The organism is Variovorax sp. ZS18.2.2, assembly GCF_024701975.1.
Lineage (GTDB): Bacteria > Pseudomonadota > Gammaproteobacteria > Burkholderiales > Burkholderiaceae_C > Variovorax.
The window spans coordinates 242,033-258,288 of record NZ_JANLNM010000005.1 but is presented as its reverse complement, the minus strand read 5'-3'; the positions used below and the strand labels follow the sequence as shown (position 1 = coordinate 258,288).

The 16,256-nt window shown below is 68.0% G+C and carries 12 protein-coding genes; all 12 read left to right on the top strand.

The annotated features are described in order from the left end of the window. The first annotated feature begins 27 nt into the window (after positions 1–27). Complete coding sequence (locus tag NU688_RS20570) at positions 28–3,069, top strand: type VI secretion system tip protein TssI/VgrG (protein ID WP_308340317.1); 3,042 nt, start codon at positions 28–30, stop codon at positions 3,067–3,069. A gap of 11 nt (positions 3,070–3,080) precedes the next feature. Further along, entirely contained in the window at positions 3,081–5,678 is a 2,598-nt protein-coding gene (locus NU688_RS20565) for a DUF2169 domain-containing protein (protein WP_257862650.1), read from the top strand. A 61-nt stretch (positions 5,679–5,739) separates the two neighbouring features. Then, positions 5,740–6,798: a pentapeptide repeat-containing protein gene (locus NU688_RS20560; RefSeq protein WP_257862649.1), complete on the top strand. Its 1,059-nt coding sequence runs from the start codon at positions 5,740–5,742 to the stop codon at positions 6,796–6,798. 32 nt (positions 6,799–6,830) lie between these two features. Beyond that, complete coding sequence (locus NU688_RS20555) at positions 6,831–7,475, top strand: DUF3540 domain-containing protein (RefSeq protein WP_257862648.1); 645 nt, start codon at positions 6,831–6,833, stop codon at positions 7,473–7,475. A gap of 13 nt (positions 7,476–7,488) precedes the next feature. Next, positions 7,489–7,884 carry a DUF4150 domain-containing protein gene (locus NU688_RS20550; protein WP_013539039.1) on the top strand — a complete coding sequence of 132 codons (396 nt, stop codon included), beginning with the start codon at positions 7,489–7,491 and terminating at the stop codon, positions 7,882–7,884. 87 nt (positions 7,885–7,971) lie between these two features. Continuing rightward, complete coding sequence (locus NU688_RS20545; protein WP_257862647.1) at positions 7,972–10,350, top strand: type VI secretion system Vgr family protein; 2,379 nt, start codon at positions 7,972–7,974, stop codon at positions 10,348–10,350. Positions 10,351–10,370: 20 nt separating this feature from the next. Further along, a complete protein-coding gene (locus NU688_RS20540) occupies positions 10,371–10,856 on the top strand; it encodes a DUF6484 domain-containing protein (protein WP_257862646.1) in 486 nt (161 codons plus the stop codon). A gap of 13 nt (positions 10,857–10,869) precedes the next feature. Further along, positions 10,870–11,982: a DUF2169 domain-containing protein gene (locus tag NU688_RS20535; RefSeq protein WP_257862645.1), complete on the top strand. Its 1,113-nt coding sequence runs from the start codon at positions 10,870–10,872 to the stop codon at positions 11,980–11,982. Beyond that, a complete protein-coding gene (locus NU688_RS20530; RefSeq protein WP_257862644.1) occupies positions 11,979–13,031 on the top strand; it encodes a hypothetical protein in 1,053 nt (350 codons plus the stop codon). The genes NU688_RS20535 and NU688_RS20530 overlap by 4 nt, the downstream gene beginning before the upstream one ends. Then, positions 13,028–14,023 carry a PAAR-like domain-containing protein gene (locus tag NU688_RS20525; RefSeq protein WP_257862643.1) on the top strand — a complete coding sequence of 332 codons (996 nt, stop codon included), beginning with the start codon at positions 13,028–13,030 and terminating at the stop codon, positions 14,021–14,023. The genes NU688_RS20530 and NU688_RS20525 overlap by 4 nt, the downstream gene beginning before the upstream one ends. A 12-nt stretch (positions 14,024–14,035) precedes the next feature. Beyond that, positions 14,036–14,944: a hypothetical protein gene (locus NU688_RS20520; RefSeq protein WP_257862642.1), complete on the top strand. Its 909-nt coding sequence runs from the start codon at positions 14,036–14,038 to the stop codon at positions 14,942–14,944. A 16-nt stretch (positions 14,945–14,960) separates the two neighbouring features. Then, positions 14,961–16,256 (top strand): TIGR02270 family protein, encoded by a 1,296-nt coding sequence (locus tag NU688_RS20515; protein ID WP_257862641.1) that lies wholly within the window; start codon positions 14,961–14,963, stop codon positions 16,254–16,256.

Genomic DNA, 16,256 nt, shown 5'->3' with positions numbered 1-16,256 from the left:
ACGACATCCCTCTTCCAAGAGCAAAAAATGGCCGACCACGAGTTCCGCATCGAGACCGATTCACCCGCCAAGGACGACCTGATGTTCTGGCGCATCGTGGGTCACGAGGCGCTCGCGCGCCCCTCGGCCTACGAGCTCACGGTGCTCTCGAAGAACAAGGCGCTCGATGCCAAGGACATCCTGGGCCGTGCGTTCGACGTGGTCATCGAGTTCCAGGACAAGGGCGGCGCCAAGCACGAGCGGCACTGCCAGGGCCACGCGGTGCGCTTCGTGCGCGCGGGGCATGTGGGGCGGCATTTCGAATACCGCATCACGCTGCGCTCGTGGTTCTGGCTGCTCACCAAGCGCACCAATTCGCGCATCCTGCAGGACAAGAAGGTGCTCGAAGTACTCGACGCCGTGTTCGAAGACAGCCCGATCAAGCGCTTCAAGAAGACCAAGGCCGGCAACGTGATCGGCACCCACACGCCCCGGCGCTACTGCGTGCAGCACCAGGAGAACGACTACCAGTTCCTCTCGCGCCTGCTGGAGGACGAGGGCATCTACTACTGGTTCGATGCGCACGATGCGCCCGGCACCATGCACCTGTCGGACGCGAGCGACATGGCGCACGAGAAGCTGCCGGTCGAAGGCACGCTGAGCTACATGGCCAGCGATGCGACCGAGGCGCGGCACAACGAGATCTCGCGCTGGGTGAGCTCGCGCCAGTTCGACACCGGCAAGCAGGCCTCGCGCGACAGCGACTTCAAGGCGATCAAGAAGAAGCTGTCTCCGAGCATCGACGCGAAGGACGATCACGAGCTGGCGGATTTCGAGGAGTTCGAATTTCCCGGCGGCTACTTCACCGGCGACGACGGCGAGAACCGCACCAAGATGCGCGGCGAGGAACTCAACGCGCGCCGCGACCGTCACTGGGCACTGACCACCTGGCCCGACGTGACGGCAGGACGAAGCTTCAAGTTCGAGGGCGACCCCGACGGCACGCGCAACGGCGAGTACGTGATCGCGGCCTGCACCTTCATGGCGAGCCACCCCGGTTATGAAAGCGTGGGTACCGGCGGGGCGACGCCCCAGCAGGTGCATGCGTCCCTGGCCGACGTGCTGCGCGACGATGCGGTGAACGCCGACACGCTGCAGGTGCTGGAAGACCTGATCGCCGGCACGCCGATGCTCAACAGCGCGCAGCCGGGCGTGAGCGCCTTCCTGATCACCGCGATTCCGATGGAGCGCGCCTACCGGCCGCCGCGCCTCACGCCGCGCGTGACCATGCCCGGCCCGCAGACCGCCATCGTGGTCGGCCCCGCCGGCGATGAGCTGCACGTGGACGACCACGGCCGCGTGAAGGTGCACTTCCACTGGGACCGCTACGACGAGAGCAACGAGAAGTCGACCTGCTGGGTGCGCGTGTCGCAGCCCTGGGGCGGCAAGGGCTGGGGCGGGTATTTCATTCCGCGCATCGGACAGGAGGTGATCGTCGATTTCCTGAACGGCGATCCGGACCGCCCGGTGATCGTCGGCCGCGTCTACAACGACGACCAGCCGATTCCGTACAAGTCGCCCACGCAGAGCGGCTTCAAGACCCGCTCCACGCCCGGCGGCGGCCCTGCGAACTACAACGAGATCATGTTCGAGGACAAGAAGGGCGAGGAGAACATCAACATCCACGCCGAGCTGGACATGAGCCGCAGCGTGGAGCGCGACGATTCGACGAAGGTGGATCGCGACCAGACGGTGACTGTCAAGCGCGACCAGACCTCCACCGTGGTGCGGGACCGCAAGCTGACCGTGCAGAACAACGACACCACGAGCATCCAGCAGTTCCAGAAGCTCACGGTCGGCCAGAACCAGGACAACCACATCGTCGGCAACCAGACCACCCATGTGGATGCCGACCACGCGCTGCTGGTCAAGGGCAATCACACGATCGACGTCAAGGGTAAACGCACCGACTCCACGGGCGGCAACGAGGGCCGCTTCGTGAAGGGCAACCAGACGATCGCGGTGATCGGCAACATGAGCCAGAAGGCCGCGCGCATGACCTTCGAGGCCGGCCACATGGAGTTCAAGGTAACCGGCGGCAATTCGATCAACTGGGACGGGGGCGCGGCACCGTACACCGCGGCGTTCCAGAAATACACCCTGGTGAGCAACACGCACATCAACATGATCGCGGTCGGCGACATCAACCAGACATCGCTCGGCTCCAACACCACCGTGCTCGGGGCCAACACGAGCGGCTACATCGGCAACAACTCCGAAGCCAACCTGGGCATGGCGCAGTCCACCTTCCTGGGCATGAGCACCGACAACGCGGTCGGCCTGGCCATGAGCAACTTCCTGGGCATGCAGATAGAGAACACGGTGGCCATCCAGATCATCTCGGTGGCGGCCATCGGGATCGAGCGCAAGAACGGCGACCTGAAGGAGGCGCCGTTCCACATCCTCAAGGCGGGCGGCGCAGGCGGCGGAGGCAATGCCACGCCCCGTATCGACAAGCTGGCAGCCGCTTTCTCGGCGGTGAGCGCCATCTGGGGCATCTATACCGGGAGGGCCGGTGTCAAGGCCACCTTCAAACAGTACGAGGACGCGGTCGCGCAACTGCGCGCGGCAGCCAATGATCCGGCGTGCGCGTCCGTGCCGGGGCTCCAGGGCCGGCTGAACCGCATGGCCAATGCGGGCGACGCACGCCTGGAACAAGGGCACTCGTTGGCCGGTTCGCACTTTGGCACCGACACGGCCATTGGCGCCGGTACCGGCGCGGCAGTGGTGGGGGGTGTGGGGGGCATCTTCGGCCCGGTGGGCACGGCGGTCGGCGGTGTGGTGGGCGGTGCGGCCGGTGCGGTCGTGGGCGGCCCCATCGGGGCGATGACGCGGGCCGCCAGCAGCGACGCGGGCGACCAGGCGGATGCGCTCAAGCCTCTGGACGATGGTTCGGTGCCGCCGGAACCGCCGCCCGCCAATCCGGCACCCCAGACACCAACGCCCGACAGCGGCCCCAACTCGTCGCAGACCGACGGGCCGACCTCCTCCGAGCCTGGTCCGAACTCGTCCGGCTCGGGCGAGCCCTGAGGTAGCGCCGCATGCAAGTCGTCAAGCCGCAGGCCATGGGCCTGAGCACGAGGCCGATCGAATACCGACAGCGTTTCGGTCTTTGCATCACCGCGGCCCTGCACGTGCCTTTCGCGCAGGGCGAAAAGGGGGCGCTCTGGGGCGAGCAGTCGATGTGGGACTTCCTTGCCGCGGAGATGGGTGAACCGCTGATCGACGAAGGCGTGGCCAAGCTCACGCCGGAGTTCCTGGTGCACGGCAAGGCCTTTCCGCCCCCGCAGCAGCAACAGACGGCGTGCGCGGTGCGCGCCAGCCTCGGCGGCACCAGCAAGACCCTGCTGGTGTTCGGCCACCGTTTCTGGGACGGCACCCGCGCCAGTGCGCCGCAGCCCTTCGACAGCATGCCCATCGACTGGGCGCATGCCTATGGCGGACCGGACATGCCCATGAACCCGGCGGGCGTCGGCCGGCAGTTGCGCGACGGCCATCGGCCGCTGCCCAACATCGAGCGCGCGGACGATCCGTTGCGCCAGCCGGACCATGCCGCGCAGCCTGCGGGCTGGCATCGGCTGGACCCGGGACACCCCCAGCGCCTTCAGTACCGTGGCACCTATGACGCCGACTATCTGAAGATGCATTCGCCCGGGTTCGCGCCCGATCTGGACTGGCGCTATTTCAACCTCGCGCCGGCGGACCAGTGGCTCGGCGGGCCGTTGCGCGGCGACGAACCCTTCGTGCTGGAAAACCTGCATCCACGCGAGCCGCGCATCGAAGGCCGCCTGCCCGGCCTGCGGGCGCGCGTCTTCGCCAGCTATGCGGTGGCCGGCAGCGAGCCCAAGCTGCGCGAGGTGCCGATGCGTGCGACGACCGTATGGTTCTTCCCGCATGCAGAGCGGCTGGTGCTGCTCTTTCACGGCCTCGCCGAGGTGGCCCGCGACGACGGCTCGGACGTGGTCGGCCTCACGGGTGCGGTCGAGCGGCTCGGCGAAGCGAAGGACGATGCCCACTACCTGCGGGTGCTCGCCCAGCGCGCCGATCCGCGCATGGGCGCCGTCCACAGCCTGCGCGACAGCGACCTGCTGCCCGCCGGGCTCGACGCCAGCGACCCCGCGGCGCTGCAGGCCGGCGAGGCATTCGCCATGGAGGGCCTGCAGGCCGAGGCGCAGGTCCGGCGTGCCCAGATCGAAGTGGCGTTGGCGCGCGACGAAGCGCGCGCCGCCGGACGCGACCCGGACGCGCTGGGCATCGTCATGCCCGAGCGCGAGGCTCAGCCACCGCCGGATGAACTGGCGCAGTACCTGGAACGAAAGATCGAGGAAGCCGAACGCCAGCAGTGGGAAGCGCTCAACGGCACGCTGATCCAGATGGAAAAGGCGATCGAATTTGCCGCCGAGCGCGGCATCGACCTCGCGGCGCTGCAGCATCGGGGCCCGCCGGTCTTCAAGGCCGAGCGCGAGGTGGAGCGGCTGCGCAGCGCGGCACAAGGCGCGAACCGCAGTTTCGACGCACGGGCCGTCTATGGCCCACTGCTCGAGAAGGAGCTGGTCGAAGTGACCGGCTACCTGGCAGGCGCCCACCTGCAACCGCCGGTGGCGCCGATGGCGCCGGCCGCCGCCGCGCAATTGCGCGCGGAGATGGCGGTGGCGGTCCCGGCTGGCCTGAAGCATTTCAGCGGCATGGACCTGACGGGCGCCGACTTCAGCGGACTCGATCTGCGGGGCGTGAATTTCGCAGGCGCCTGGCTGGAGAGCGCCAACTTCGAGAACGCCAACCTGTCGGGCGCCAACCTGTCCCACGCGGTGCTTGCGCACGCCAACCTGCGCGGCACGATCGCGGTGGAAACCTCGCTGGTCGGCGCCAACCTCGGAGGTGCGCGCCTGGTCGGCGCGGTGCTCGAGGATGCCGACTGCAGCAACGCCCGCTTCGACGGCAGCGACTGGACCGGCGCGCGCTTGCGCGGCGCTCGCCTGGAGGGGGCCTCCTGGCTGGACGTGGTGTGGGGCGGGGTCGACCTGCAGCGCGCCCAGGCCGCCGGACAGCTCTTCTACAAGCAGGACCTGCGCGGCACGGTGTTCACCGAAGCCGTGCTGGACGATGCCAATTTCATCGAGTGCGATCTGCGCGGCTGCGATCTGCGCGCGGCGCACATGGCACGCGCCACTTTCGTCCAGTGCCGGCTCGACGGCGTCCATGCGTCCGGGGTGCTGGCTGATGGCGTGGTGTTCGTGGAAGGCTGCAGCCTGGTCGGCGCAGACCTCGGCCATGCTGCATTGGGTTCCGCCAATTTCGGTGGCATGGATCTGAGCCAGGTGTCGCTGGTGGGCAGCATGCTGGACGGCGCCAACCTGATCGGCGCGCGGCTGGCTCGCAGCGACTGGCGCCTGACCTCTGCCAAGGGCGCGCTGCTGTGCAAGGCCGACCTGGCGCACGCCCGGATGGCGGGGGCCAACTTCAGCAACGCAGTGCTGCAGCACGCCGACCTGCGCGGCGCCGATCTGCGGCAGAGCAATCTCTTCGGCGCCGACCTTGCACGCGTGCGGCTCAGTGGCGACACGCGCTTCGACCAGGCGCTGCTCACGCGCGCGCGCACCTGGCCGCGCCTGACGCCCGAACAGCAGGCGGCGCCATGAAGCGGCCCATGAAGAGGCATTCGCGCACCTCGCCTGCCGGCGCCGGCCGGGAGCCACGCCGATGAGCCCGGAACTCCTGACCATTGCCGTCGCCATGGGCGAGCCCCTGAGCGGGTTCGACCTGTCGGGCCGTCACTATGCGGGCAGCTCGCTGGCCGGCGGGACCTTCTCCAAGATGCGACTGTCCGGCACCGACCTGCGCGACGCGGACCTGCGCGAGGCGGTGTTCGACGAATGCGATCTGCGCGGTGCGTTGCTGTCCGGCGCGCAGCTGCGGCGCGCGGTGTTCAACCGCTGCGAGATGGACCATGTCGACCTGCGCCGCGCCAACCTGCATGCCGCAACGTTCAACGAATGCGGCGCGGCCCACGCCCAATGCGGCGAGGCCTGGATGTCGATGGCGGTGGTCACGAAGACACGGCTGGACCATGCGAACCTGGCGCAGGCCAACCTGGACGCCGCGTTGTTCAGCGGCTGCAGCCTGGTCGACGTCTGCGCCGACGCGGCGGACTGGCACCAGGCCACGGTCATGGAGTGCACGCTGACGCACCTGAGCTGGAGCGGTGCCTCGCTGCGGCGGACGATCTTCGTCAAGACCGTGCTTGCCGGCCTGTCGTTCGCCGGGCTCACGCTCGAGTCCTGCCAGTTCGGCGCGGCCGACCTCCGGGGCGCGGATTTCGGCGGCAACACGCTGCCTCGCTGCAACTTTCAGGGTGCCCGGCTCGATGGCGCCCGTTTCGCGGGCGTGACCGCCCCGATGGCGCTGTTCTGCGAGGCGCAGGGCGAGAACGTGGATTTCTCCGGAGCCCGGCTGCGCCAGTCGCTGTTCACCGGCGCCGTACTTCCGGGCAGCAACTTCACCGGTGCGGACCTCTGGCAGACGCACTTCGCCGGCGCCGACCTCGCGCGTGCGCGCATGTCGGGTGCCGAACTGAGCTATGCCGACCTCAGCCACGCCCACCTGCCCGATGCCGACCTGCGCGACGCGATCCTGTTTCGCACCTGCCTGCATGGCACCCGCACCGACAACGCGCAGATGAGCGACCGCGCTCGCGCGCTGGAGACCGATCCCGAGCGTGCGCAGGCCGAGCAATGGCGCCCCCCCGCCGTCTCTGCATGAAACCCGCCCCGACAAGACCCCAAGGAACTCTCATGAACACCGTTGCTTCGCACGCCGCCGTCGCCACCCACCGGGGCCGCCGCCCCACCGCCGCACGCCCGCAGCCGGCGGCCTCGCCGGCCTGCTGGAGCGCACACGTCGAGGCGTGCGGCGACGCAGCCTTGCGGGTGAACGACGGCGCGCAGTCGTTCGAGGTGCGCCGCGCCGCCAGCTGCCTGCTGCTGCCGGCGCCCGGCGACCAGGTGGCCTGCGTGCGAACCGGTCCGCAGGAGGTCTGGGTGCTCGCGGTGCTGCAGCGCGCGGCCGACACGCCGGCCGTGCTGCACTGCGATGGCGCGCTGGAGATCAAAGCCACCACCCTGCGCCTGCGCAGCGAGCGACTCGATGTGGTCGCGGAGCACGCGGTGTTGACGGTCGGGGTGGCCGAACTCATCGGCCGGCAGCTGCGCGCCGTGGCCACCACGGTGAAGATCGTGGGCTCGGTCCTGACCAGCGTGATGGACCGGGTGACCCACTTCAGCCGCCAGTACCAGCGCACGACGAAGGGCACCGACCGCGTCAGCGCGATCCACATCGAGTGCGAGGCCGAGCAGCTGCTGCGCATGCAGGCAGAACATGTGCTGGCCAACGGCAGCAAGCTGGTGAAGACGCGCGGCGCACAGATCCATTTCGGCTGAGGAGCGCAGCACCATGTTTGCCAACTGCCAGATGATGGGCACCGACACGGGCTTTCCGGACGTGTGCATGACGCCTGCCGCGCCGTCCCCCATTCCGGTGCCGTACCCGAACATCGCCATGGGTGCCACGGCCATCCCCAACTGCCCGACGATCCTGATCATGGCCGGTCCGGCCCACAACCTCGGAACGACCATTCCCATGACCAATGGCGACAACGCCGGCGTCTTGCTGGGCGTGGCTTCGGGCACCGTGATGGGACCGAGCCGGCATTTGACGGGTGCCTTCACCGTGCTGCTCAACGGCATGCCCGCGACGCGCCTGAGCAGCTCGAGCCTGCAGAACAGCACCAACTGTCCCGGCGTTCGCGTGGTGCCAAGCCAGACCAATGTGCTGCTGCTGGCGCCCTGAGGCGCAACCACGACGACAGGTCGCAAGGCCTGTGGGAGAGAGCCAAAGACCGGAAAAGACGGGCGAGGAGGCCTTGAGCCGAAACATATGGCTGATCACGAGTTCCGTATCGAAAGCGATTCGCCCGCGAACGGCGAACTGATGTTCTGGCGCATCGTGGGTCACGAGGCCTTGGCACGCCCGTCCACCTACGAACTCACCGTGCTGTCGAAGAACCGGGCGCTCGACGCCAAGGACATCCTGGGCCGCGCGTTCGACGTGGTCATCGAGTTCCAGGACAAGGACGGCGGCGTGCACGAGCGCCACTGCCAGGGCCATGCGGTGCGCTTCGAACGCACCGGCCACGTGGGGCGGCACTTCGAATACCGCATCGGCCTGCGCTCGTGGTTCTGGCTGCTTTGCAAGCGCATCAACTCGCGCATCCTGCAGGACAAGAAAGTGCTCGAGGTGCTCGACGCGGTGTTCGAAGACAGCCCGATCAAGCGCTTCAAGAAGACCAAGACCGGCAACGTGATCGGCACCCACAACCCGCGGCGCTACTGCGTGCAGCACCAGGAGAGCGACTACCAGTTTTTATCGCGTCTATTGGAAGACGAAGGTATCTATTACTGGTTCGACGCGCACGACGCGCCCGGCACCATGCACCTGTCGGACGCGAGCGACATCGCACACGACAAGCTGCCCGCCGAGGGCACCCTGCGCCACGTGGCGACCGACGCCACCGAGGCGCGCCACAACGAGATCTCGCGCTGGGTGAGCGCGCGCCAGTTCGACACCGGCACCTATGCATCGCAGGACAGCAACTTCAAGTCCATCAAGAAGAAGCTCGTGGCCGCGGGCGGCGCGCCCGACAAGCACGAGCTGGCCGAGTTCGAGGCCTTCGAATTCGAGGGCGGGTATTTCTCGAGCGGCGATGCGGACGACAAGGGCAAGCTGCGCGGCGAAGAGATCGTCGCGCGCCGCCAGCGTCACTGGGCGCTGACCACCTGGCCCGACGTGACCGCGGGGCGCAGCTTCAGCTTCGAGGGCGACCCCGACGGCGCGCGCGATGGCGACTACGTGATCGCGGCCTGCACCTTCGTGGCGAGCCATCCGGGCTACGAGAGCATTTCCCACAACACGCCACGGATGCCGATCGAGCAGGCGCTGCGCGAAGCGCTCGACGACGACGCGGTGAACGCCCAGGCGCGGCCCGCGCTCGAAGCGCTGATCGCCAGTGCGCCCGCGCTGCGCACCGACCTGCAGGGCACGAGCGCCTTCCTGATCACCGCGCTGCCGATCGACGTGCCGTTTCGCCCGCCGCGCCTCACGCCCCGCGTGGTGATGCCGGGGCCGCAGTCGGCCATCGTGGTGGGGCCGGCCGGCGAGGAGATCCATGCCGACGACTTCGGCCGCGTGAAGGTGCACTTTCACTGGGACCGCTACGACAAGAGCGACGAGAAATCGACCTGCTGGGTGCGCGTGTCGCAGCCGTGGGCGGGCAAGGGCTGGGGCGGGTATTTCATTCCGCGCATCGGGCAGGAGGTGATCGTCGACTTTTTGAACGGCGACCCCGACCGGCCGATCATCGTGGGCCGCGTCTACAACGACGATCAGCCGATCCCGTTCGGCTCGCACACGCAGAGCGGCTTTCGTACGCGCTCCACGCCCAAGGGCAGCGCCTCGAACTGCAACGAGTTCCGCTTCGAGGACAAGAAGGGCTCGGAGCAGGTGTACCTGCACGCCGAGAAGAACCAGGACATCGAGGTCGAGAACGACGAGACGCACTGGGTCGGCCACGACCGCACCAAGACCATCGACCACGACGAGACCACGCACGTCAAGCACGACCGCACCGAGACGGTGGACAACAACGAGACCATCACCGTGCACGGGCAGCGCACGGAAACGGTGGACAAGAACGAGACCATCACGATCCATCAGAACCGCACGGAGACGGTGGACCTGAACGAGACGATCTCCATCGGGCAGAACCGCACGATCACGGTGGGCGCGAGCGAGAGCGCGACGGTGGCGCTGCAGCGCACGCACACGGTGGGGATCAACGAGACCATCACCATCGGCGCGGCGCAGGAGATCACGGTGGGGGCGATGCAGGCGGTGACGGTGGGAGCGAGCCAGACGATCAATGTGGGGGTGAACCAGTCGAGCAGCATCGGGGCGAACCGGTCGGTGGATGTGGGGGCGGCGCTGTCGACGAATGTGGGCGCCGACGAGTCGCGCAGCGTGGGCGGGGGGCGCTCGACAAGCGTGGGAAAAGACGACGCGCTCTCGGTCGGCAAGAACCTCGTCATCAGCGCGGGCGACTCGATCTCGATCACCACGGGCAGCGCCAGCATCACGATGAAGAAGGACGGGACCATCGTCATCAAGGGCAAGGACATCACAGTCGAGGGCTCAGGAAAGATCAACGTCAAGGCGAGCAGCGACATCGTGATGAAGGGTTCGAAGATCTTGCAGAACTGATTTCCACAAGCGAGGACACGATGAGCAAACGAGAGTCGATCGACGAGTTGCTGGCTGCGCGGCTGGAGCCATTGCCCAGCCTTCCGGCCGTGTTGCTGGGAGAGCTGGTGGCGCTTGCGGACGAGGGCAGCACGCCGCTGGTGCTGTTCACGGGCCAGCCGTCCGGTGCGGCCGTACGCGCACGCACGGTGGTGGATTTGCACGGTGCCCACATCGGGCACCAGGTGACACTGGTCTTCGAGGCGGGCGATGCAACACGGCCCATCGTGACGGGCGTGCTCCGCGAGGCGCAGGGGTGGCCGCTCGCGGATTTACCGGGGCAGGTCGAGGTCTCGCAGGACGGGCGGCGCATGGTCGTCGGCGCCCGCGAGCAGTTGGTCATGCGCTGCGGCAAGGCGAGCATCACGCTCACCAAGGCCGGCAAGATCCTGATCCGGGGGGCGTATGTCGCCAGTGTCTCGAGCGGGGTCAATCGCATCAAGGGCGGATCGGTCCAGTTGAACTGAAGGGCGGGATGCGATGGAACTGATCAACGCCACCCGCATGGTCACCGGCTACACGATGGGCGTGGAGCCCAGTGGCAGGGAGTTGCTCGTCGTCGTGATCAAGGGCACCTTCGTGCTGCCGAGGCCCGGGGAAGCGGTGCGCCTGCACGACGAGCAGGTGCCGCTGCTCATGGCGGACACATTCAACGGTGCGCCGGGCTTCAGCGCGCCATTGCACGAGGCCGACTTCGCGCCACGCAAACACCACTGCGATGTGCTGCTTGCCGGCAGCGCTCACGCGCCCGGCGGCCGCCCGGTCACGCGCGCCCGCGTCGGGCTGCATGTCGGGCCGATGCGCAAGAGCTTCGACGTGGTCGGCCATCGCGTCTGGGAGGCCGGTCTCGGTGCGGTTCGCGCGAGCCTGCCCTTGCCGTTCGAGACGATGAGCCTGAGCTACGGGTGCGCGTTCGGCGGGGTCGACGAGTCCTCCGAAGACCCCGCCGAGCACAGCGCCTACGGGCCCAATCCCGTGGGGCGCGGCTATCGAAAGCGGCTCAAGGCGTCGTGGGTCGACGGCACCCCGCTGCCCAACACCGAGGAGTCGGGCATCCTGGTGGATGCCCCCGACGGCACCTTTCGTCCGATGGCCTATGGGCCGGTCGGCCGCGGCTGGCCGCAGCGCGCCTGCCATGCCGGCACCTACGACCAGGCATGGCTGGACAACGGGTTTCCGTTTCCACCGGCGGACTTCGACGAGCGCTACTACCAGGCAGCGCCGCTCGACCAACAGATTCCGATTCCCGAAACTGCGCTCGAAGTGCGGCTGGAGAACCTCACGCCCGATGGGCTGCGTCATTTCGCGCTGCCCTTCTTCGAAGCGCCCATCCATGTCTTTCCGAAGAACAACGCAAGGCGCGAAGACCTGGTCGCCCGGCTCGACACCATCGTCTTCGAGCCCGACCAGGAGCGCTTCACCATGCAGTGGCGCGTCGCGCGGCCACTGCGCGACAACATGTTCGAGGTGTCGCAGGTGCTCGTCGGCCGCAAGGGCAAGGACTGGTGGCAGGCGCGCGACGAGATGACTTTTCCGATCCGCGTCGTGAGTGCCCCGGCCGATGCCGATGCGGACCTGGAGGCGTTCGAATGACCGGCGTGGCCGTGGCCGTGGCCGGCGTAGGTCTCGTCACCAGCCTCGGCCTGGACGCCGAGTCGACCTGCGCTGCACTGCGCGCGAGCGTCACCAACCCGTCGATCACCCGGTTCCGCGGGCGCGACGGCCAGTGGATCCATGCGCACCAGGTCGAGCTCGATGCGCCCTGGGTCGGTGTCTCCAAGCTTGTGCAGATGGCCTTGCTGGCCGCCGAAGAGTGCCTTGTGGGCGCGCGGGACGCGCCAGCGGGAGATGCACTTCCGGTTCTGCTTTGCACGGCCGAGCAGCAGCGCCCCGGACGGCTGGAAGACCTCGACGACGCGCTGTTCGACGGCATCCGGTCGGGGCTCGGCGTGCGCGTGGACGAACAGCACTCGGCAATCTTTCCGCTCGGCCGCGTGGCGGCGCTGGCGGCGCTGGAGCGGGCGAGACGGTTGATCGCCGAGCAGGGGTGCGGGCAGGTGCTGATCGTTGCGGCCGACGGGCTGCTCTCCTGGCCGGCACTGAAACACTATGTGGACCTCGACCGTGTGCTGCGGGAGGACAACTCCAACGGCTTCATGCCCGGCGAAGGCGCCGGTGCGTTGCTGATTGCCGCGGCGCACGCCGACGACACGCTGCGCTGCACCGGCATCGGCGCCGGCATCGAGCCGGCGCCCGTGTTGAGCGGTACGCCGCTGCGCGGCGACGGGCTCACCGCCGCCATCACGCAGGCGATGCGGGAGGCGGGCCTGCTGGCGGATGACGTCGACTTCATCGTGGCCGATATTTCCGGCGAGCAGTATTTCTTCAAGGAGGCGGCGCTGGCGCGCTCACGCGCGCTGCGCGGGCATGTGCGAACGCTGGATCTGTGGCATCCGGCGGAAGGCATCGGCGAGGCGGGGGCGCTGGCCGGTGTCACCACGATCGCCGCCGCATGGACCGCGATGCGCAAGGGCTACGCGTGCGGGCCTCGGGTGTTGGTCCACGGCTCGGACGACGCGTCGTACCGCTTCGCTGCAGTGCTTTGCCGCCCGGACACCCAGGCCGTGGAGGAGATGTCTTGAGCAACGAGGTCTATGCCAACAACATGGAGGTGTCGTGCAAGGCGGCGGCGGGCAAGTCGATCTGCGCCTTTCCCGATGTCTGCTTCACGCCGCCGCAGACACCCGCCACGCCGCCGGGCGTGCCCATTCCCTACCCGAACACGGGGCTCGCATCGGATTGCACCAACGGGTCGACCAGCGTGAAGATTTCGGGCAAGGAGGTGATGCTGAAGAACAAGAGCTACTTCAAGAAGAGCACCGGCGACGAGGCGGGCTGTGCGCCCAAGAAGGGCATCATCAACAGCAAGATCACTGGCAAGGTCTACTTCAATGCCTGGTCGATGGACGTGAAGGTCGAGGGCGAGAACGTCGTGCGCAATCTGGACCTGACCACGCACAACCATGGCAGCACGGCCAACGAAGCGGTTCCGTGGCCCTACCAGGATGCGATCGCGATGAACGTGAAAGGCCACCCGTGCAAGGCCATGGCCAAGGACATCAAGGACAACTGCTCGGGTGCCAACGACTACGGGCGCGACTGCTGCAAGGCGCGCAAATGCATGCTGGCGCCGTACTCGCCCAACACCTGCTGCAACGCGCCCAGCACCTCCAGGCAGATGACGCCGCACCACCCGCTGCCCTCGAAGGAGTTCGTTGCCCACGCGGGGCGCGGCAAGCCGGACCCGGCCACCAACTACGTGTCGAACAAGGCGCCCTGCGTCTGCCTGAAGGGCACCTCGCATGCCAAGCACACCGAGCATGGCAAGGTCGGCTGCAACTACACGGTCGAGAAGAACAAGTGGTTCAAGGACCCGGCCAACAAGGGCAAGAAGTACACGCTGAAGGAAGGCATCAAGACCGCGGCCAAGTCGGCCCAGGGAAAGATCAATTCCGGGGATTCCAAGGGCTGCGACGAGAAATGCATGGCACGCCAACTGGCCCTCGGACACAGCCGCATGAAGCTCACGGTGAAGACCAACGACCCGCTGCCGCGATCCAGGCAGCATGCCTGAAAGGACCCGCTCATGAACCCGTTTCCCAAGGTGCTCAAGCGCCTGGACTACATCCAGGAAGGTGCCAACCCGGCGTCCGGCGTGGTGCTGCTGGGCTGCACCGTCGGCGATGACTACGACAACCCCGACAACCGCGTGCTGGTCGTGCGCGACGCCGCCGTTGCTGCGTTTTCCTTCGGAGGGGACGAGCTCGTCTCCATCGATGCGGGTGCCGGTGGCACCGGCTACGCGCTCGGCGAGAACGGCACGCTGATCAGCTTCGACTGGCTCGGCGGCACCACCGACGCGGCGCTTGCGCAGTCGCTGCAGCGATTTTCCAATCCTGCCGTGGAGGACCTCGGGCCCTTGCGGCGATTGCGGTTGCTTGGCGCGGACGTCGTCTGTGCGGGTTCGGTGGGGCAGGTCTATCTGTTCGCCGACGGACGCTTCGCGGCGCTGCCGCAACTCACGGTCGAAGGCGAGGACGTGACCATCGAAGACCTCGCGGGCGCTTCCGCCTCCGACTTCATGGTCGTCACCTCGGACGGCTACGGCGCTCGTTTCGATGGCCGGGCCTGGCACAAGCTGGACCTGCCGGGCAATTCGAGCCTGAACACGGTGTGCCGGCTGCCGGACGGGCGCTTCGCCATCGGCGGCGACAACGACACGCTGCTGATCGGCGCCGCCGACCAGTGGCAGGCCGTGGCAACGGACGACATGGAGCGGGACTACTGGGGCATCGCCGCGGAGGGCGATGCGATCTATCTGGCACACGTCGATGGCATCGACACGTATGACGGCGCATCGCTCCAGCCGCTGGCAATTGCCAAGCGGCAGAAGAACGAGTTCGTCGTGCTGCGCTCCGGTCCCGACGGCGTGTGGTCGCTGGCCGGACGCAGCGTCGGGCTGATCGCCGGCGGCCGGTGGCAGGTGATGGTCTAGCCGGGAGCGCTGCCCCATGTCCGTTGCCGAGCATCCAGCCGCTGTCGCGCGGCCACGCCGTACCCCGGTGCCGCTGGTGGTGCAGCAGCACGTGGACGAGGCCGTTCAACTGCGACGCGTGCGCTCGGTGCTGGTGCGTGCGCCGCACGTGAGGCTGCCTCGCCTCGCGCGCCTCGACGAACGCATTGCGGCGCACCTGGACGGCATCGGCGTCGCGGGCGCGCTGGGCGCGGCCTTGTGCCTGCAGGTGCTGGAGCGTCCGGGCGTGGCCGAGTTCTTCGCTGTCACGGTGCGCGCCATCGAAGACCGCGACACGGACCGGCTCTCCAGGCTGCTGGCCGCGGCTGCGGCACTGCCCGACGGGCGGGCCGGCCTTCTGTCGGCGTTCGGTTGGGTCGAGGCGGCCGCACTGCGAGGACTGGTGCAACCGCTGCTCGATGCTCGCGACCCCTGGTGGCGCGAAGTGGGGCTGGTGGCTTGCGACCAGCACGGCGTGGACCCGGGAGACACGCTTGCCGATGCACTGGGCGACGACGATGCCGGTCTCAGGCAACGCGCGCTGCGCATGGTGGGCAGGCGCGGCCGCATGGATCTGCGCGGCGCCTGCGTCGCGGCGATGGGCGACGCGAACACTTCCTGTGCCTTCGAGGCCGCGCGCGCCGCCTTGCTGACAGGTGACCGCGGCGCATCGATGGCCGTGCTCGAAGCCATGGCGGCCGGGGGCGGACTTCACGGGCTGGAGGCGCTGTCGATCGTGTTGAAGGTCGCGACGCCCGAGCAAGGTCTCGCCATGCTGGCGGGGTTTGCGAAAGACCGGGCACATGCCCGAACGCTGGTTCGCGGTGCCGGCGAGCTGGGCGATCCGCATGGCATCGCATGGCTCATCGAGCAGATGCACGATCCGAAACTGGCCCGGCTTGCAGGCGAATCCTTCAGCCTCGTCACCGGGCTCGACCTGGCCTTTCTGGACCTCGAGTGCGATCGGCCCGATGGCCTGGTGTCCGGCCCGAACGACGATCCCGGCGACCCCGACGTGGCGATGGACGAGGACGACAGCCTGCCCTGGCCCGACCCCGGGAAGATCGGGGCATGGTGGCAGGCCAACAGGCACCGGTTCCCCGCGGGCCAGCGCTTCTTCATGGGCGAGCCGCCGGGAGAAGGGCATTGCATTCGCGTGTTGCGCGAAGGCAGCCAGCGCCAGCGTGCGGCGGCTTCGCTGCACCTGAGCCTGATGAAGCCCGGCACGCCGTTGTTTCCCACCGCGGCGCCAGCCTGGCGGCAGCAGCGATGGCTCGATGGCATGGGGGCCTGA